Genomic DNA, 18,721 nt, shown 5'->3' on the forward strand with positions numbered 1-18,721 from the left:
TAGGGATTTTACTTAAAAGAAAAAAATGGCCTTATTTGACGCCCACCTTTATTCACCAGAATGGATCTACTAAGTCAGGAATATTTTCCCAATAAATTTTTTCTGCTTCGATTTTGAGGACAGAAAAATCTTTAGTCTGATGCACAGCAGGAATATTTGTCCAAATTACCTGTAATTCTATTTGATTAATCCCAAGAATAAAATCATAAATTTCAGGACAATTAGATTTCATTATATACTCACCTTTATAGAGTTGTTCATCTTCTTCAAGATTTTTTATTCCATCAATATGTAAAATCCCTCTTATTGTATTACGATTAGATAAAAGAAAAGATTCTAATAAATCTTCTTTATCCATTTCAGCACTTTCCATAGCTATTTCCATTTTATTATTTGTATGCTTAATTGATAAAATAGAGCCATCATGAAAATAACTTGTATATTTTTCTATACCCATAATAATTCCTTCTAGATCTTGCAGAGAAGCTTCTTGCGCACCCAAAATGACCTTAAAGCATAAGAGCAGTAGAAGAAACAGATATCTCATGAAACACCTTGAGCAATTTTTGCACTCAAAACACACTACATCATTTCTTTAAATTATCCAAATAAAATCTTAATTTTCTCTCAGAATAAAAATTTAGGAACAAAAAGCAACCCCCAAGAATTCCGCGCTCCCAGAGCTTTTTCCACAAATTCGTTTAAAAATACTATAACGCAGGGTCTTCGCCCTGCAAATCGTGTTCTGGCACCACCTAATGGCGTTGCCATAAGCTTTTATAACGCAGGGTCTTCGCCCTGCAAATTATACATGCAATCATTTGGGTGATAAAATCAAAACCTCATAAGAAATACAAGGTTTTGGAAGCTAGCATGGCTTGCGACAGTTTGCTAATAATATACACAAACAAGTTCAAGAATTGGTTTGTGTATACATGAGTTAATAAAGGGCTCTTGCTGTGGACTGTAGGTCTGATGATCTGTTCTTGAGCCTGTCTAGGTGCTCTTTTACAGAAAGCTTCATGATTTTTGCAGGCAATGCACCAAGACGAGCGCCTTCTTGCAAAAGAGCGATTCTCTCTTTCATGCGCTCTAGCTCACGATAATCAAAAAAGCAATGCCTTTTAAGATAACAAGCAAGGGATTCAACATCGATCGTTAGAATTTTTTCTTTTAAACTTGAGAAAAAAGGAACTTGCAACTGAGGAAGTTCTATCAAAGGACTATGCACATTTTCAGGGTGCTCTGAGGGAAATGACAATGCATGATCAATAGCTACTAATGCACGTCCATTAGTAAGAAGATTGCCCTGATTTCTATCCATATTTCCAATAATACAATCCAAAATCATTAGACGATGAAGCTGATCTACGGGTATTCCCTCTAATCCCCTCTTACTAATCTCTAAAACATGCTTATAACCTGCTTGATACTCTTGAAAAGATCCCATCTTTGTCTTTGGTTTTTTAAGATATCTGCCTTCACCACTTTCAAAAAAGCATTTATGAGAAAATTCTGCATAGCATGTTTTTGGTACTAAATGAAGAAAAAGCATGTTATCGACAAGAGAAGCAGCAACCTCTCTGTGTATGCCACAGCCTACTATTGTGTGATAACAAGACGTTCTTTTACCAAGAGATCCTCTATAAGATACTTTCAACGGATTATTTGGCCCCGAAATCTCTTCATCAAAAGGCTTAAAAATCCCCGCTATGGCCCTTTTGATGCCATACATAATATAAGATCCTGAAACACCCATAGACGGCTTTTTAGGAATTTTCCCAGAAAGAAGCGCCTCTTTTGCATCCAAAACAAGAAAGGTGTCTTCTTGTTTTGCAACAGCTATTGTCATCGACCGAATGACTTCTTCTTGCATTAGAGATGCTTTGTAATACTCTTTAATCATAGCCTCTATTTCACTCTCTACAACAAAATAGATGGGATGCCTTTTGATAGCACTAAGCGCATCATTTGCATGCATGATCGTTCTCTTATAGATATTACAAAGAGTGTTCAAATTCAGCGAATTTTTCATCTCATGACAAAAAACTTGAAAGCTATAGCAAATGCATTCTTGCACTTTTTTTCTTTGCAAATAAGAAAGACAAGACTCTTTTAAAGAAGTGCTTTTCTTAAGTTGCCCGCCTTTCAGAACAATTAATTTATCCCCTGCTTGCAAGCTCTTTAAAAGCCTTATATTCTGCTTTACATAAAAAAAACTATAACTCATTCTTTTCCTAACGCCATAGATGTTGCTATTTGAAAAGGATTTTCTTGCTTTGAAATACACTCTTGCAAAAATAAAACCCTCTTTCTCATCTGATTGATTGAACCTATTGAAAGAAAACACTTCTTATGCAGGTCTATCGATAACAATTCCAATGGAATCCTTTTAATGCACTGGATACTAGGCTCAAGAAGAGGCTCTCTGCACTGCGATAATGTCTTCCAATGCCATGCATCTGATCCTTCTTCTCTATCACTAAATGAGAGGCCATTATCGATAGCGACTATTTTTTTACCATCAAAAAGAATATTTGAAAAATGACGATCTAAGTGGCCAATGACGACATCTAATATAAATAGCTTTTGAACTTCAAGAAGAGGAATCGATGCATACTCTTCTTTTTTCCATTTACTCAACATGGAAAAGCCCTCTTTAAACTCCTGAAAAGAGCCTCTTTTTTCTTGCAATACCATATGTTTCTTATGTATCAATGCCTGCATTCTTCCAAAAAAACTATGCGCAATACATGCATACTCTGTTTTTGGGACAATACCTAGCTGTAAATACCTATCCACATAAAAAGCTGCAACTTCTCGATGCAAACACTCTCCTACACGAATTCCAAGGCGCACACCTCTAATACCAAGCTGGCCTCGATACGTATTTCCTGATGGATTATTAGGCCCTAAAATTTCCTCATCAAAAGGCTTGAAAATACCCATTTTTTGATACTTACTATTTCTCATGATGTACATGCCAGAAAGTCCCTTTATTCTCAGCTGCGGCAGCACCCCTTTTTTCCTGGCAAGCTCTAACTCCTCGTGTGCTAAAAACGACTTAGCTGTACGTGTTGCAAGCTCTACTTTCTTAATAATGTCTAAGCGCACATTAGATTGAATAATGAAAGATCTCAAAAGTGCATAAATAGGACCCATATCCCAATTTCTCGTACTTAAAAGCTCTAAGTTCGACAAAATCTTTTGTACAAGCGCACTTTTTTTTTCTAAAATCACTTTAATTTTACATCTATCTAAGGGAGATCGAATCTCATATAGAAACGACATAAGCGTATATTCTATTGTTCTTTTTACCCTAATGGATGATCTTTTCAATAAGATATTATCTATAATTTTGTATCCTCGCTTGGAAGCTACAACTTTAAGCTTCCCACTTGCATCCGCAACTAATAAATCATCCCTTTGAAGAGCTCTTAACACATGCAAATTAGGCATGACCCAGATAAATTGAAAGTCACAAGGAAGCAGTCCATTCCACCATTTCCTTATTTTTTGCATTCGCATGATACAGTCCCGATTATTTTGATTTTGTATAAATAAAATTTATGATAGAAGCAAGATAAAGCGAACAAAAAAATATTTAGACCAGAAATATGGTCTCACAAAAGTTGAGATATTTATGACAGATCCCATTGGCGCAAGGGAAAGAGAGCGTGAACTTGCAGAACTTAGAAAAATTAGCGAACAACCCTCTATAAAAGCACCAGGTGCTCCTGCTCAAAATATCTATCGCGATGCTGTATCCTCTACTGGTCCTTCACTGAATCTCAACATTCCAGAAGCAAGCGTTCCTGTACTTCCAACTCTGCCAAAACCTGCAAGTAATGTTGCAACAAAGTCTGTAAAAGAACAGCTCAATACAATTGAATCTTCTCTAAACATTAAACTAAAAGACTCCGTTCCAACACCCTCTTCTAGTGGACTTGAAAGTTACGTTGGTATCATGGCTAAAATTGATGTCTTTCAAAAGACAGAAATGAGCGCCGTTGAGCGCGTTGATGCTACCTTAGATGCATTAGAACTTGGGGTACTTGCTTCTTGGCTAAATAAGGGGACGGATGTTGCAACTCTTGCACAAAATAAGGCGCCTACTGAAAGCGAAACGGCTCAACTTCAAGCTGCAAGTGCAGCACTTGGAAATTGTTTGATGGCAAATCTAGATGGTTATAGCCCCGATTTTATTGCATCTGTTGCATCTTCTCTTGCTCAAACAAAAAAAGATATTGCAACGATTTTAGAGGCAATCAGTGGCTCAGAGGGAGGAAACGCCTTAGTTGTTTATACAGCTACAAAAAATCAAATCGATATTGCATCTAATAAGCTAGAACAAGCACTTGGAAACCTCGATACTGCAGGAGGTGCTTATAACCTAGCACAAGCCAACTTAATGGAAGCAAGTGCCATGGCAATGCAAAAATTCACAGAAGATATTGCAAGCTTACAAGGCAAAATTGAATCAACGAATAAATTGATTAGTGGACTTAAATGGGCAATCGTCGGGCTTTCTATCTTGGGAGTACTAGCTTCATTTGGTTCATTCAATCCAGCAGTTGGTGCAAGTATTGGAATAGGACTTGCTCTTGCAACCGTAACCCTTGGGGCTGCACAAATTCAAGTGGGCCTTTATATGAAACAAATGGCTGGTGATCAAAAAGCTCTCGCAAAAGATACACTCCAATATCAAACAGCAAAAATCAACTCTCAACAAGCACAAACATTTGTAGACTTTATGACACAGACAATTGGCGGCACCTTTCAGAGTGTAAAACAGATAGAGGAAGCCTTTCAGCAGGCTTTGCAAGCAGTTCAATCTTCCACTCACGATTTAACGGGTTAACATGACTGACAACACAGAATCTTCTCACATCACAAACCCTGCAACCCCCGGGTATAACAATTATACTCCGCCACAAGCAGCTACCAAAATAACTGTAGCTAAATCTGCCGAAGTACAAGCAGCAAATCCTCCACTAAAAGAGAGCGGTAGCGCTATTATCTTTTCAGCAATTGCAACTATGATTAATGCACTTACATCCCTTAACCAATATTTAAGCTATTTTTCTAATAGCATACTAACAAGTGATTTGGCGAAAGATAACCTCTATGCAGATCAAATTTCAGCGCTTGTCTTACAATCGATGAACCCCAATGACCCCAAATCTGTACAAGATAAAATTTCCCTTGAAAATAAGAATGCTTTGCTTGAACAGCAAGTAGTTCAAGCAAGACTAAAAGCGCACCAAAACTCAGAACAAATGGACATACAAGATGCATCTTCAACAACAACTAACTCTCAACAGCTAACAAGCGTTATTTCGGCAATTTTTCAGATGAGTTCACAAATTTTGCAATCCGTCCTTGGTATGAGCCACTAACTATAATGTAGGAGTATGTTATGACATTTATGCAAAGCGTTTTTGACACTTTTAACGGGTATGATTTAAATAAAGAAGAAGACCTCGAAAGACTTGGAAAACATATTGGAGAATGTATAATTGAAAAAAATATGGTTTTTAAAGATATCTTTCATGTCCCAGAAGAATTTATGCTTAAACTGCATACACTTGCCTATTCCTTATATGAGGCTGGAAAATACAAAATAGCTTGCGGGGTTTTTAACAAACTCATGATGCTAGATCCCAAATCCTTTACCTATGCACTGGGCGCGGCTGTTTGCTTAGATGAATTAAAAGAATATCCTGTTGCTATCAACTTTTATGGTTATGCATTCCTCAATAATGTAGAAGATCCAACACCTCTTTATCGCGCTGGTGAGTGCTGTCTAAAGATGAATGATCCTACAAAAGCAAAACAGTTTTTCGAGCAAGCAATCACTGTAGCAGGTGAGTTAGAGCCCTATAAGCTTCTTAAAGTGCGCTCCGAAATTATTTTAAAAACCTTGTCAGAAATCAAAAAGTAATTAGGAGATAGCTATGAGCGGTATAGACGATGATTTAGTCCAAAGAGAAGGTGCGCACTCCTCAATTTCTGGAACTAGACACACGGAAAAAGTTGTTGCAGCAGGTGAGCATACACCTGCAACTAAAAAACCCAAGAAAAGCCCCTACGTAGATTCCATTCAAAAATCTTTGCAAACAGCAACTGATGGTCTCTTCGAAAAAGAGTATTTAACTTCTCAGCTAAGACCTCCATCTCCTGGATCTACTCCTCAAAAGCCACCTTCTCTATTTGGAAACCCTGCTATGCAGTCTCAATTTGCCCAACAAATGGTTGCATCAAAATATGGCATATCTCTGGGTACAAGTGAGGCTACCTTCGGAGCTATGCAAGCAGGACAAGTAGGACAAACTTCTCAGACAGCATTGAAAGATGATCCAAACCAACCAGATGGCCCAGGAAAATATCAGAGCCTACTCTCTATTATCCTTTCCATTCTGGATCAAATTTTATCCAGTCAATCTAAAACACAATCAACAGCTACAATTGCCTCAGCAACGCTTGCAACGCAGGAATACTCTTATAGCAATGAATCTGCAACAGCGCAGTATCAAAGTGATATGCAAAACGCCAATATTGAATTTAACACTGCTCTCTCAGAAATTTTTACAGGGTCTGTCAACGTCGTTTTTGGCACACTGTCGGGGGTTTTTGCGGGATTGTCCATGGCTTCTAGTATCAGTGCAGCAAATATAAGTGAAGAGTCTATAGAAGAGTTACCAGCAGAATCTGATGCCGATAACTTAAATAAAGGCGAAGGCGAAGGCGAAGGCGATGCAGAACCTAGCATTGCACCTAAGGGCAGTGCTGAAGCAGGCGCTACTGACGCACCAGCTGCCACAGGTGGTAAAGCAACAACAGAAGCGGATAAGGTAGGAACAGAAGAAGCTGCTAAGCTAAAAAAAGCAGAGGCTAAAGCAAAGGCTGAGAAAGATGCTGCAACAAAAAAAGCAGAAAACGCCTCAACCAAAACAAAGCTTCAAGAAAAAGCTAAACTTTTTGACAAATTAGGTAATACTTGCAGTGCACTTGGTCAAGGCATTGGTGGTGTTCAAAAGGGTATCACAGATTTAAGTAACTCTCTACAAAGGCAAACTCAAGCAAAGCAAGCTGCTCTTTCCGCTCTTTTTCGCGCACTTTCCACGCTCGTTCAAACAGCGCAACAAGCAACGGGAGAAGTTTCTAGAAAATCAGGTGATATCACAGGGTCTGTACTAGATGCAATTAAGCAAGCATTTCACTCTGTTGTAGACGCCTCTTCAATGAGAGGATAAAATAGATGCACTCTCTGCTTGCAAACTGGATAACTTAAGGTGTATAAGATTTGCCATGAATGAAGCTTTATTAATTTCTTTTGTAGGACAACTAGCAAAAGACATCGAACTTACTGATATACCAGTAGTTGATGCAAACAAGACATATAAATTTTCTTTTGGAAAAGATTTAGCTATTGGTATACGCGCTATGGAAACAGGTTTTTATCTTACATCCTATCTTGGACCTTGCTCTGAACAGAATTGCGAAGATTTTTTTTCTACGCTCATGCATGCTAATTTGTTTGGAAAAGGAACGGGCGGCGGTATAATTGGCTTAAATGAAGAGGGTAAACAGTTTACTTTTACAAAAAAATACCCATTCCAAATGAATTATGCTGAGTTTAAATCGCATATCGAGGATTTTATAAACTATGTTGATTTGTGGCAGAAGAAAGTGAACGACCAGCTGGTGAAGGTTTAGGATAAATATCCATGACATCAAAACTTATTGCAGAAGATGGCTTGTTAAAAGGACATATTTTCGCTCTTGAAAATGGGACTGAATGGTTTTTGGGCAGAGACCCAGACCTTTGCACTCTTGTTATTGAAGATCCTAAAGTGTCAAGGCAACATGCTCTCTTAAAAAAACAGGAAGATACCTTTTTCATCGAGAACCTTAGCCAAACTAACCCCATACTCGTAAATAATGCACATCTTGAGGAAGCACTTCCCCTCAAAGAAGGCGATCGCCTAAAAATTGGAGCTACTTTATTTTATTTTACTGAAAAAGATGTCGATGAAAAGACTCTCGAAAAAAATAAAAGCTCAAGCCCCGAACAAGACTATGTAGATAGTGCCACAGAAATTTCTACAGAAGAGCCCACAGATGCATCTTCAGAGCCCGCCTTTCCAACAATTTATGAAGAAATTTCAGCAGAAGAAGTTCCCGTTGACGCCCCCCCATTAGACCTCTCTTTAAGAGAGCGTTTTCTTCTAAAGATCATTTCAGGCCCTCAAACAGGTGCTGAATTTTCCATGAGTCCAGATAAGTCCTATGTCATCGGAAGCGATCCTGCAACATGCGATGTAATCTTGTATGACTTAAGTGTATCCAGAAGGCATGCACGCATCACTGTTACAGCAGAAGAAAAATGCTACATTGCAGATCTTGAAAGTAGAAATGGTGTTGTAATCAACGATAAAAAGATTGAAGAGGAAACAGAACTTTCGGCCCAAGATGTCATCTTTCTTGGAACGACCTCTTTTGTCATTGTCGATAGAGAGAGTGAAAGTCATACAATTTTTTCTTCAGCGCCTTCTCTTGCACCTCTTGAAGAGTTAAAGCCAGAAGAGACAGAAACTGAAATAGTAGAAGAAGTTGAAGAATCTGTTCCTACTACCCCTAAAACAAAACTTAAAACAAATGCTCTCGATGCTTTTTTTGCATCCAAGGTAAATTTATCTATATGCGCCATCATCATTATCATTATTTTGCTTATTATCTTTGGAATTTCATCTCTATTTACAAGTAAAGAAGAGATCATCCCTGTAAAAAACCCCGATGCTGAAATTACAACTTCACTACAAGATTTTCCAGAAGTTACATCCTCCTTCAATAAAGCAACAGGTACACTATTCCTTGTAGGGCACGTTTTAACACCTATCGATAAAAGCCAGCTAGAATACAATCTCAAAGGCCTTACCTTCATCTCCCACCTCGATGACACCAATGTCATCGTCGACCAAAATATCTGGCAAGAGCAAAACAATCTAATCGCTAAAAACCCTCTATGGACAGGCGTAAGTATTCATGCTGCAAAACCCGGTGTCTTTGTAGTCACTGGTTACTTAAGAACGAGACAAGAATTTGCTCAACTTACAGACTATCTCAATTTGAATTTTCCCTACCTTGACAAACTACAAAACCGCGTGGCTGTCGAAGAAGATATTTTAGCCAGAGTAAATAGTGATCTGTTTGCGCAAGGATTAAATGGTGTTACCACTCAAATTGCAAACGGAGAGATGGTTCTTGCAGGGTTCATTGCATCCAACAAGGAAGAAGACCTACAAACATTGATCAAGTCTTGGAAGACTTTAAATGGGCTTCGCTCCGTCAAAAATTTTGTTGTTCCCTTGTCTCCTGCAGAAGCTGTGATCAATATCTCTGAGCGCTATCAAGTAACTGGCTTTTCTACTCACGATCACACCAATATCAATGTTATGATCAATGGATTAATTTTGACCCGTGGAGATGTTTTGGATGGTATGACAATTACAAGTATCCAATCAAATGTTATATTCTTGGAAAAAGATGGACTCAAATTCAAAATTAAATATAATCAATAAATATCTAAAAAATGACTTAGGGAGAACCTCTTAAAGATGTTTGGTTTAGAACAAAAAAAAGCGGGACCTGCTTTTGACTTAGAGAGCAAGTTAAAAGGTCCAAATGCAGCTGTAGAACTTGCAGAACTAAAAAAAGTGATTTCGTCTCGTATAGAGGAACTTAAAAGCCTTCTCAGAAAAGGAGAAGATAAAAAAGTCTTTGATGAGACAGAGGCCTTGCTTCTTGGCTATACGGCTGTTGAACAAGTAATAGCAAAAATCTCCAAGAAATAATTAGAGGTATAAAATGTCATCATCACCTGGCGATATCGATTATAAATCGTTAATAAATAGTTACCAAACAATGTCTAGCGATGTTAACGCACAGACAATAGCCATCGGAAAAATGTCGGCATCATCAGTACAGATGTCTGCATTGTTTCAGCTTCAGATGAAGATGAATACGCTTGCTATGTTTGGTCAAACACTGACTAACGTAATACAGGGCGTTCAAGATATTGCTATGGCAGTTGCTCGTAATACAAAAGGTGGATAATCCCAAGTTAAGCTTATCAAGGTTAAAATATGAGTCACAATCAATTCCATTCAGAAGATTTTCCTATGCTTGTAGAAACTGGTTTCATCGCCGTCAAGCAAGGTAATCAACAGGCTGCAGAAAAAATTTTTAGAGCAGCTCAATTACTCAAGCCGGAGCACAGCGCTCCTGTCCTTGGCTTTGGCTACATTGCTCTCAATGCAATGCGCTTAGAGACAGCAAGACATCTTTTCTCTTCTGTTCTCAAAAAAGAACCTGAAAATGCTCTTGCCAAAGTTTTGCTAGGTTTTTCTTATCTTGTAGACAAGTTTACCTCAATAAAAAAAGATGCAAAAACAATTGAAAAAGGCCCTACCCTAAAACCTCAAGAGATCAGCGCTCTTGCAGAAACAGGAGAAAAACTTGTAAAAGAAGCTCTCAAAGAGTCTTCTGATCCAGGTGTACATTCCCTTGGAAAGTCTGCTCTAGCCTTATTAGAAAAAGTTACTGAATATGAAGCATCCCCACTAAAGACGTGAATAAAATATGACCAATGAACCCTCCCCTCTAGATCACCTAAACTCTACTGCATCAACTGAAGCTACAAAACCAATCACACCAGGAGCGCCAGGAGAAGGTCCTAGCACAACCCTTGGTAGCCCTACACAAGAAGGAGGTCCTGCCCCCTTCTCTATAAAGCAACAGGAGAGATCTGCAGCGCAAAATCCATCTCCTATGGACCTTAGTGCACAAGCTGCAGGAAGCACAACATCCCTAAAACAGCCCACAATTCCTAGCTTTTTAAAGACACTTGAAACAAGTTCTACACTGCTAAACAAAAACAATGATAATGTAACTACCACTTTAACAAACCTGAAAAAAGAGCTAGAAACAAAACATGTTCCTGCAAATCTCATAAATAATGCTGTAAATACTGCTTATTTTAAAAACCCCTCTACTGCGCCTGGCCTTTTTGCTTATCTATCCAAACTCAATGACAATGCTTCTTTTATTGGAAATAAGCTAAATACCCCGCTAACACCCTCTTCTTTGCCATCAAAGCCAACTAATGTTGTCTCTCACTATCTTGACTACATAGCAGGCAGTCATACAAGACTGGCTCAACTTACAGAAGCTCTTGGTCATACAAAAAACCTATCTCCTGGAGACCTCATGGCCGTTCAAGTCAAAATGAATGGTATTCAACAGCAAGTCGAGTTTTTTACAACCCTGCTCGGAAAGGCTCTTAGCGATATTTCCACCATCATGGGCATCCAAAACTAGCCCCTTAAGCCTTTCAATAGACTTCTTGCATAATTAGCTTTGCTTAGAAAACTTGAAATTTTTTGAGTAGATTTATTGATAAATTTTTCAAGCATATGTGAACATATGGTTGAAAAATTTAACGATAAAGATGTCAAAAAAGACAATTTTAACAAGCAAATGTAATTACGCAAGAAGTCTAATAGACTTCTTGATGGATATCGCAATCTTTGGGCAAGTTAAAATCAACAAGCATACGTTGGCCATGAGACTTATTTACCATTATTTTCTGGAATAAATCTACTTTTCCCTGTATGCTTTGGCGATGTTTAGCGATTTAAGGTTAATCCCATTGGTCGCTTGTGCAAATCAAGCATCCGAAGACGCTTTAAGCCATAAGTATACTTAAAAAGGAAAATAAATGAGTGCTATTAGTAAAGCAGGTTTAGAACATTCACTTCGTTACGTTAAAAATCAAATCGAAGAGGCAGAAAAAAAACTGGGTAATAATCCAACCATTGATGTTGCCAGCATTCATAGAGAAATTCGTGATGCTGACGATACCTACTCCAGAGAGCGTGATGCAATAACCCGTACATACGAAGCCCGTACATACGATTCGTCCGAACGCGATCGACGGTTCAAAGATATATATTCCATATTTCGTTCTAGATTAGAAGCCATAGCCAACTCACTAGAAATTCGCACCTGGAATTTACAACGTCCTCTAACCCCTAGAACTTTATGCAGGCAGGTAGAGTCATTGGCTACTACACATAAACAGGAAGGTATACGCCTTGCTGGCAGGCTAACAAAGCTTCGAGATGAATACTCTGATCTTCAACGCAGGATACGAGATGCTACAAATCGAGCAACAACAAGTTCAAGTAGCACAACGTCGACTGCTTCTTCTTCCTCTTCTTCGAGTGGTTCGACATATACGCAACAAATTACTCAAGCACTACAAGATCTTTATACTACAAATCCAGATAAAGCCGAAAGATTATCTAGAAACTTTCTTGACCTCTTATAACTGGTTCAACTCGGTGTAGAACGCATCATAAATGATAAATTATAAGTCTCCGCGCCTCCCGTGTTTTAACTATTCAAGTTATTGATTAACAGATAATTGAAAATCGAGCTGACATTACCTTAGGCCTGATTCTTTTAACCGGCCATCTAACTGGGATTTAGTTGGTATTGTAAAATATTTTATGCTTTTAGTGTTTTCAACAATTTTAGGAAGCTCATCTTTTTCTAAATCAATGTCATGATCATCCAAAATCTTTTTTGGATCTTTTAATAAGAGCTCTTTAAAGCATTATCCTGAAGTGCTTCTTCAGCAACTCTAACCCATTTTTTCCAGTTTTCTTTTGCTTTTGTACTCATAACTTTATTTTCTTTAGTCATGCTTGGGATTGAACTTGATCGACCAAAGAGGAATCAATACAAGTGTTGCAATTGCACCACAAATACCTAAGATAATGAAATAATCCTCCCAACCATAGTCACGAATAACTATGCCTAGAGGAAAACCTGCTGCAGCGGCCCCAAGATAGGCAAAACACCCAACAAATCCAGTGGACGTTGCTGCTGCCTTTTTATGAGAAAGCTCCGCTGCTGCAACCCCTATAAGCATCTGAGGGCCAAATATACAAAAACCTATAATGAAAAGCATCGTAGCATCCCAATATGTATACCCTAGTAAACTATAACCTATTGGGATTTTGAAAAATAAATAAACCGCAACAAGTGATCCCAGAGTAAACAGTACGTTAATAGGCCCCCTTTTACCAGAGCATATTTTATCAGATGACCAACCAGCAGCAAGGCCTCCTAAAAAACCTCCTAAATCAAAAAGAGACACCGCAGCTGCGGCGCCAATTTTTGAGTAAGCCTTTTCTTTTACTAAATACAAGACAGTCCAATCATTAACTGCCATTCTAACTCCGTAAACAAAAAAATAGGCAACGGCCAGCACCCAAATATACTTATTTTTTAATACATACTTAACAAGAATCTCTTTTACTGAAAGCTCTTTTTCCACCTCTTTATGATTACCAGAAAAATCATTACAATATTTCTCAATAGGAGGTAGTCCCAATGATTGTGGTGTATCTCTCAAGCGATTAATCACAAAAAACCCAAGTAAAATACATAAGCAACCAGGGATATACATCGCAGCGCGCCATCCCCAATGCTCCGCTGCATAAGCGGCTATAAAGGGTATAAGAAAACCACCCACATTATGGCTCGAATTCCATAGCCCCCACCAAGTACCTCTCTCTTTTTGTGAATACCAATGTGTTAAAAGCCTTGCACAAGGAGGCCAACCCCATCCCTGAAACCAGCCATTTAATCCCCAAAAAATAGAAAAGAAGAGCAAAGAAGAAGACATCCCAAAAAACAGGTTCATAACACCTGTAAGAATAAGCCCTATACCCATAAAATAACGAGGATTTGACCGGTCGGAAAGTATACCACTTGTAAATTTACTTATCCCATAAGTTATTGCGAGCACAGTGCCTAAAAAGCCCAATTGACTCTCATCAAAACCCAAATTTTCCATCAAAGCGGGCATGGCAAAAGTATAGCTTTTTCTTGTAAAATAGTAAAAAGCATAACCCACATACATCGTATAAAAAATACGCAGACGCCAATACTTGTACTGCTTTTTTACAACTTCCGCATCTTGGATCTCATTTAAGTGCGGTGTAGGTTTAAATATGTTCCATACAGTACTCATATTCTTACTCCTGACAATACAACATGTTCACCACTCTATTCTAAATTAATTTTAGTATTGTTAAAAAATCATAAAAATCACGAAGGCCACACTACACTAAAATGGAATGATTTTGCAAGCATATTAATGCTGTACACGAACGTATTGAAAATTTAGTTTTTATTTAATCATCAAGAATTGTTTCTCCACCTTTTGGCAATAATTCTAAATGTGAAATTTGAATCAAGCTTTGTATACAACTACCCTCTTGACCAACTAAAATCCCAATAAAAAAGAAAATTGAAGAAAAAACAATCCCTAAATGGTGGTACATAATCGCCTCCAAAAAATAATATAAACCTGAGTTTTGAGTTTAAATGACTTAAAACTCAGGTTATAAGCACTCTTGTACGCAAACACAGCCTCCCATTTCCTCCATTTTTTGTAAAAGCAAAAATTTAGCTGGAAAAAGTAATTGACAAACTGTAGTGAAAACAGTACCACTGTGAGTGAGGTACTAGAGGATTTCACTTATGGGAATGGATGGAAAGTTAGATAAATTGATGGGAAGCTTGGAAGACATCCAGCTTGCAACCGTCCATGGACGTATCACTGAAGTTGTTGGCATGCTCATCAAAGCTGTCATACCTCAGGTGAAAATTGGAGAAATTTGTCTTGTTAAAAGAGAGGGAGAACCTCTCATTACACAAGTAATTGGCTTTACACAAGAAGAAGTTCTTCTCTCTCCTCTTGGAGAAATGAGTGGTGTTGGTCCCTCTTCTGAAGTTATTCCAACCTACCAACCCCTGCATATCAAAGTAGGTCCAGAACTTTTAGGAAGAACACTCAATGCAATTGGTGAGCCTATTGACATTGAAACTAAAGGCCCTCTTAATTTAACAGAAACATATCCTGTCATTCAATCTCCTCCAAATCCATTAAAACGTAGCATCATCAGCAAACCGCTCTCTGTCGGTGTAAGAGCAATCGATGGTGTTTTAACCTGTGGAGAGGGACAAAGAGTCGGTATTTTCGCAGCTGCTGGTGGTGGTAAATCTACCCTTCTAGGAATGATTGCAAGAAACGCTGTAGCAGATGTCAATGTCATTGCACTCATCGGTGAGCGTGGAAGAGAACTTAGAGAATTCATCGAAAAAGATCTTGGAGAAGAGGGCATGAAGCGCTCTGTTCTTATCGTCTCTACTTCTGATCAGCCCTCTCAGCTACGTCTTAATGCAGCATATGTAGGAACTGCAATTGCCGAATACTTCAGGGATCAAGGCAAATCCGTCATTCTCATGATGGATTCCATCACAAGATTTGCAAGGGCCCTAAGAGAAGTGGGCCTTGCCGCTGGAGAGCCTCCAGCAAGAGCTGGTTATACACCTTCCGTCTTTTCTACATTGCCAAAGCTTCTTGAGCGCTCGGGTACTTCTGAAAAAGGCTCCATTACAGCCTTTTATACGGTTCTAGTTGCAGGCGACGATATGAATGAGCCTGTTGCTGACGAGACGCGCTCCATACTAGATGGGCACATCATCTTGTCTTCTGCACTCGCACAAAGTTATCACTACCCAGCAATTGACATCTTATCTTCTGCAAGTAGATTGCTCAATTCTCTTGTGGACAAGGAACAGCTCCAACTCATTGGAAAAATAAGAGAGGTTCTTGCAAACTATAAAAAAAATGAACTTCTTATTCGTATTGGAGAGTACAAAAAAGGTACAGACAAGCTTGCAGACTTTTCAATAGACCATATCGACAAAGTCAATAGATTTTTAAAACAGGCAGTCGATGAAAAATCAAGCTTTAAAGAAACAATACAGCAATTAAAAGGACTCTTTAGAACATCGTGAGTATAGATAAAAATTACCCCTTAAAACAGATTGTTGAAGTTAAAAAGAAGCGCGAAGAAGACGCTGAAAAAGTCGTCAAGGAAAAAAAAGCTATCGTCGAAAAAGAAGAGGAAAAACTTGCAGAGGTAAAAAAGGCAAGAGATCTGGTACAAAACCACTATCAAGAAAAACTAACGCAGCTAAGACAAGTGTTAGATGAGGGCACTACTTCAGAAACTATCAAACAGATGAAAGATTATTTAAAAGTTGTAAAAGAAAAGCTTGCAAAAGAAGAAGTGAGGGTCAAAGAACAACAAAAGAAAGTGGATGCAGCAATGAAAGAATTAGAAGCTGCACAAAAAATATTGAAAGAAAAGCGTAAAGAGGTAGAAAAGCTTGAAATTCATCATCAAGCCTGGCAAAAAGAAGCACGTACAAATTTAGAGCGAAAAGAAGAACTAGAGCTCGATGAAATTGGAACAACCATCTATTATGGAAAAAAACGGAGCTAATATTTTTTATGGTTAATAGTCACGACCCCTCTTCCATACAGGCATCAACACCATCTACACCATCTTCTGGAGCAAACAATCAGGGACGATCGCTCGATGAAAATCTGCGAAGACAATCTAATGATTCAGCCAAGCAATTTCCTCCTCCAAAAAAATCTCCAGATAAACATATACAAAAACAAGCTGACAATCCTTACGCACCCTCATCTCAAAAAACTTCATCGGCAACTACACCCTCTCATCATAAAACAACAGCAGACACAAAAGAAAAAGATGTGGCCAATGCTAACGTAAAACAAAAGAATACAGAGGAAGAAAGTGAGCAAGAAGTTCCACTTACATCTTATCTTTCAGGCGAAAATGTTGTAAAAAAAGAGCCAACATTACCCACAGGCCACCCTACTACTCCAGAAAATAAAACTTCTAAAAATGAAACAAAGACAACAAGCCCTTTTGACTTGGCATCTCAAAGCTATTCTTATAAGCCCGTAAAAGAAAAATCTCAATCTGACTTTAAAGAAAATAATAATTCACCAAGTCCACAAGCAGTTCCTGGCCAACAAAACGTCTTAAACCAGCCTACAATGCAAACAGGACAAGTAGAAGCAACCTCAAGGGTAGAACCCTCAGCACGCGTTGCAGACCTTGTTAACACTTACGTAAGCTCTATTGTAACTTTTGTAAATAGTGGAAACACTGATACGACAGTTAACCTCAATAATGGATCAACGATTACAATTCAGCAAAATCAAGCAAAAGAATTAACCATCAGCATAACAATTACTAATCAAAAAACCGCAACAGCACTTACAGCCGAAGTTGTGGGCCAAATTAAATCTCAACTCGATCAAAAGAAAATCAAAGTCAACGGCGATATCAAAGTTGAAGAACAAATAGATTATTCAAGCCAGTATGCACGAGTAGAAAAAACAGGAAGCAGTACGGACGATCAAGGCGGAGGACCTAAATAGATGAAAGGCTCTCTTAAAGCTAATTGGCTTCCCCTTGTTGATTCTGCTATTTTACAAATTGATGAAATTCCTCTTCTTGGAAATACGCCCTCTTTCGACTGGAGCCTCTTTGCAGAAAACTTGAAAAAAACGTTTCAATGCAAGGAACTCGTAATCACTCCCAAACAATGGTTATGGAGGGAGTCAAGAGAGCTCTTTGAAGGACTTGGCAGCGGTCTAAAAACCATACAAATTGCCGTATCTCCACTAGAGGGAACGCTGCATTGGGTGATGCCAGAAGAGGATATAAAAACCCTGATGAGTTTAGTTCTTGGATCTCCTATTGATATTCTATCTGATGAAATGCAAGAGGGTTTTTGTTCCTATATCGCAGCTGAAGTCTTACATACACTTGAGGATCTTGGTGTAACTGAAAAACTTCCCTTGAGACTTCTTAAAGGAGCAAAAGCTCCCAATGAGCTTTCTCTTTGTCTAGATATCATCTTTGAAATGGATAATAAATCCATCAACGGAAGACTCTTCCTCTCTTCCTTTTTTAGAAAAGCGTGGAAGCGCAATCGAGAAGAATTTGAAAGATCTCATTTCAATCCTAGTGTATCTCTCAACGTTTCTCTTTGCATGGGGCATGTTTTATTATCCTTACAAGAACTCTTGCACATCCAAACTGGAGACCTCCTTATCCTTCAACATTCTACCTTTAATATGGATAAAAAACAGGGACCTTGTTTTTTATCTTTCAATCACTCCCTCCTTTTTAATGGTACACTCCAAGGCAATAAAATTAAAATTACAGAATATTTAGCTAAGCTCGAGGAACCCCCTATGACAACAGAATCATCTAAAGAAAAAGAACCACCCAAAACCCACGCGCCTGCAGATGAGACACACGACGCACAACCTCCTGCTGAAGATGCAGAAGATACAAGCCTTTTCTTAGGAGAAGATGAAGAATTTTTCATGGAAGATGAAGAGCTCTCAAAAGTTCTTAAAGAAGAACTTGTTGAGCAAAAAGCACCTGTAAAAGAGTCTCTTCCAAAGCAAACAGAGCAAAAAACAGCTCCTTCCAAAATTGAGGTCGTAAATGAAGCAGAAAGCGTACCTCTAAAACCAGAAGACATTCCACTTATCATCAAAATAGAAATCGCCTCTCTCTCTCTTCCTGCAAAAAAAGTTTTGGAATTACATCCTGGTAATGAACTCTCTCTTGATAAAGAAGTTGATAATAGCGTAAGACTCATTGTCAACGGAAAATGCATCGGAAAAGGAGAGCTCATTCAAATTGGCGAAGTACTTGGAGTGCGCATTCTTGCGATATAG

General features: G+C 38.4%; 20 protein-coding genes. 15 read left to right on the forward strand and 5 right to left on the reverse strand.

The window, feature by feature from the left end:
* Positions 1-52 precede the first annotated feature (52 nt).
* The 3 genes from P4L16_06445 to P4L16_06455 all read right to left on the reverse strand — a co-directional run bounded on the left by P4L16_06445 (position 53) and on the right by P4L16_06455 (position 3,528).
* On the reverse strand, positions 53-502 hold the full coding sequence (locus P4L16_06445; protein MDR3624759.1) for a hypothetical protein: 450 nt from the start codon (positions 500-502) through the stop codon (positions 53-55).
* Between the two features lie 438 nt (positions 503-940).
* On the reverse strand, positions 941-2,230 hold the full coding sequence (locus P4L16_06450) for a hypothetical protein (protein MDR3624760.1): 1,290 nt from the start codon (positions 2,228-2,230) through the stop codon (positions 941-943).
* Positions 2,227-3,528, reverse strand: a complete 1,302-nt coding sequence (locus P4L16_06455) for a hypothetical protein (GenBank protein MDR3624761.1) — start codon at positions 3,526-3,528, stop codon at positions 2,227-2,229. The genes P4L16_06450 and P4L16_06455 overlap by 4 nt, the downstream gene beginning before the upstream one ends.
* Positions 3,529-3,643: 115 nt before the next feature.
* On the opposite strand from P4L16_06455, the gene P4L16_06460 reads away from it, so the two are divergent.
* The 11 genes from P4L16_06460 to P4L16_06510 all read left to right on the forward strand — a co-directional run bounded on the left by P4L16_06460 (position 3,644) and on the right by P4L16_06510 (position 12,394).
* Positions 3,644-4,861, forward strand: coding sequence for a hypothetical protein (locus P4L16_06460; protein ID MDR3624762.1), 1,218 nt, complete (start codon positions 3,644-3,646; stop codon positions 4,859-4,861).
* 1 nt (position 4,862) lies between these two features.
* Positions 4,863-5,399 carry a hypothetical protein gene (locus P4L16_06465; GenBank protein ID MDR3624763.1) on the forward strand — a complete coding sequence of 179 codons (537 nt, stop codon included), beginning with the start codon at positions 4,863-4,865 and terminating at the stop codon, positions 5,397-5,399.
* Positions 5,400-5,419: 20 nt separating this feature from the next.
* A complete protein-coding gene (locus tag P4L16_06470; protein MDR3624764.1) occupies positions 5,420-5,944 on the forward strand; it encodes a SycD/LcrH family type III secretion system chaperone in 525 nt (174 codons plus the stop codon).
* Between the two features lie 13 nt (positions 5,945-5,957).
* Positions 5,958-7,256 (forward strand): hypothetical protein, encoded by a 1,299-nt coding sequence (locus tag P4L16_06475; GenBank protein ID MDR3624765.1) that lies wholly within the window; start codon positions 5,958-5,960, stop codon positions 7,254-7,256.
* A 55-nt stretch (positions 7,257-7,311) separates the two neighbouring features.
* Positions 7,312-7,719, forward strand: a complete 408-nt coding sequence (locus P4L16_06480) for a type III secretion system chaperone (protein MDR3624766.1) — start codon at positions 7,312-7,314, stop codon at positions 7,717-7,719.
* An 11-nt stretch (positions 7,720-7,730) separates the two neighbouring features.
* Positions 7,731-9,584 (forward strand): type III secretion system inner membrane ring subunit SctD, encoded by a 1,854-nt coding sequence (sctD, locus tag P4L16_06485; GenBank protein ID MDR3624767.1) that lies wholly within the window; start codon positions 7,731-7,733, stop codon positions 9,582-9,584.
* Positions 9,585-9,620: 36 nt separating this feature from the next.
* Positions 9,621-9,857, forward strand: coding sequence for a DUF5398 family protein (locus P4L16_06490; protein ID MDR3624768.1), 237 nt, complete (start codon positions 9,621-9,623; stop codon positions 9,855-9,857).
* Between the two features lie 13 nt (positions 9,858-9,870).
* Positions 9,871-10,119 (forward strand): hypothetical protein, encoded by a 249-nt coding sequence (locus tag P4L16_06495; protein MDR3624769.1) that lies wholly within the window; start codon positions 9,871-9,873, stop codon positions 10,117-10,119.
* Between the two features lie 29 nt (positions 10,120-10,148).
* Entirely contained in the window at positions 10,149-10,637 is a 489-nt protein-coding gene (locus P4L16_06500) for a hypothetical protein (GenBank protein MDR3624770.1), read from the forward strand.
* Between the two features lie 7 nt (positions 10,638-10,644).
* Positions 10,645-11,382, forward strand: a complete 738-nt coding sequence (locus P4L16_06505; protein MDR3624771.1) for a hypothetical protein — start codon at positions 10,645-10,647, stop codon at positions 11,380-11,382.
* 400 nt (positions 11,383-11,782) lie between these two features.
* Positions 11,783-12,394, forward strand: coding sequence for a hypothetical protein (locus tag P4L16_06510; GenBank protein ID MDR3624772.1), 612 nt, complete (start codon positions 11,783-11,785; stop codon positions 12,392-12,394).
* A 369-nt stretch (positions 12,395-12,763) separates the two neighbouring features.
* On the opposite strand, the gene pgtP is transcribed toward P4L16_06510, so the two are convergent.
* Both pgtP and P4L16_06520 read right to left on the reverse strand, forming a co-directional pair.
* Positions 12,764-14,107, reverse strand: coding sequence for a phosphoglycerate transporter protein PgtP (pgtP, locus tag P4L16_06515; GenBank protein ID MDR3624773.1), 1,344 nt, complete (start codon positions 14,105-14,107; stop codon positions 12,764-12,766).
* 163 nt (positions 14,108-14,270) lie between these two features.
* Positions 14,271-14,420: a hypothetical protein gene (locus tag P4L16_06520; GenBank protein ID MDR3624774.1), complete on the reverse strand. Its 150-nt coding sequence runs from the start codon at positions 14,418-14,420 to the stop codon at positions 14,271-14,273.
* 199 nt (positions 14,421-14,619) lie between these two features.
* Between P4L16_06520 and sctN the strand changes: the two genes are divergently transcribed.
* From sctN to sctQ, 4 genes are read left to right on the forward strand one after another with little or no spacing between them, the layout of a single operon-like run.
* Positions 14,620-15,942: a type III secretion system ATPase SctN gene (gene sctN, locus P4L16_06525; GenBank protein ID MDR3624775.1), complete on the forward strand. Its 1,323-nt coding sequence runs from the start codon at positions 14,620-14,622 to the stop codon at positions 15,940-15,942.
* Positions 15,939-16,433 (forward strand): YscO family type III secretion system apparatus protein, encoded by a 495-nt coding sequence (locus tag P4L16_06530; protein ID MDR3624776.1) that lies wholly within the window; start codon positions 15,939-15,941, stop codon positions 16,431-16,433. The genes sctN and P4L16_06530 overlap by 4 nt, the downstream gene beginning before the upstream one ends.
* An 8-nt stretch (positions 16,434-16,441) precedes the next feature.
* On the forward strand, positions 16,442-17,404 hold the full coding sequence (locus tag P4L16_06535; GenBank protein ID MDR3624777.1) for a hypothetical protein: 963 nt from the start codon (positions 16,442-16,444) through the stop codon (positions 17,402-17,404).
* Positions 17,405-18,721, forward strand: a complete 1,317-nt coding sequence (gene sctQ / locus P4L16_06540) for a type III secretion system cytoplasmic ring protein SctQ (protein ID MDR3624778.1) — start codon at positions 17,405-17,407, stop codon at positions 18,719-18,721.

Source organism: Chlamydiales bacterium, from assembly GCA_031292375.1.
In the GTDB taxonomy this organism is placed as follows: Bacteria; Chlamydiota; Chlamydiia; order Chlamydiales; family VFKH01; genus JARLHF01.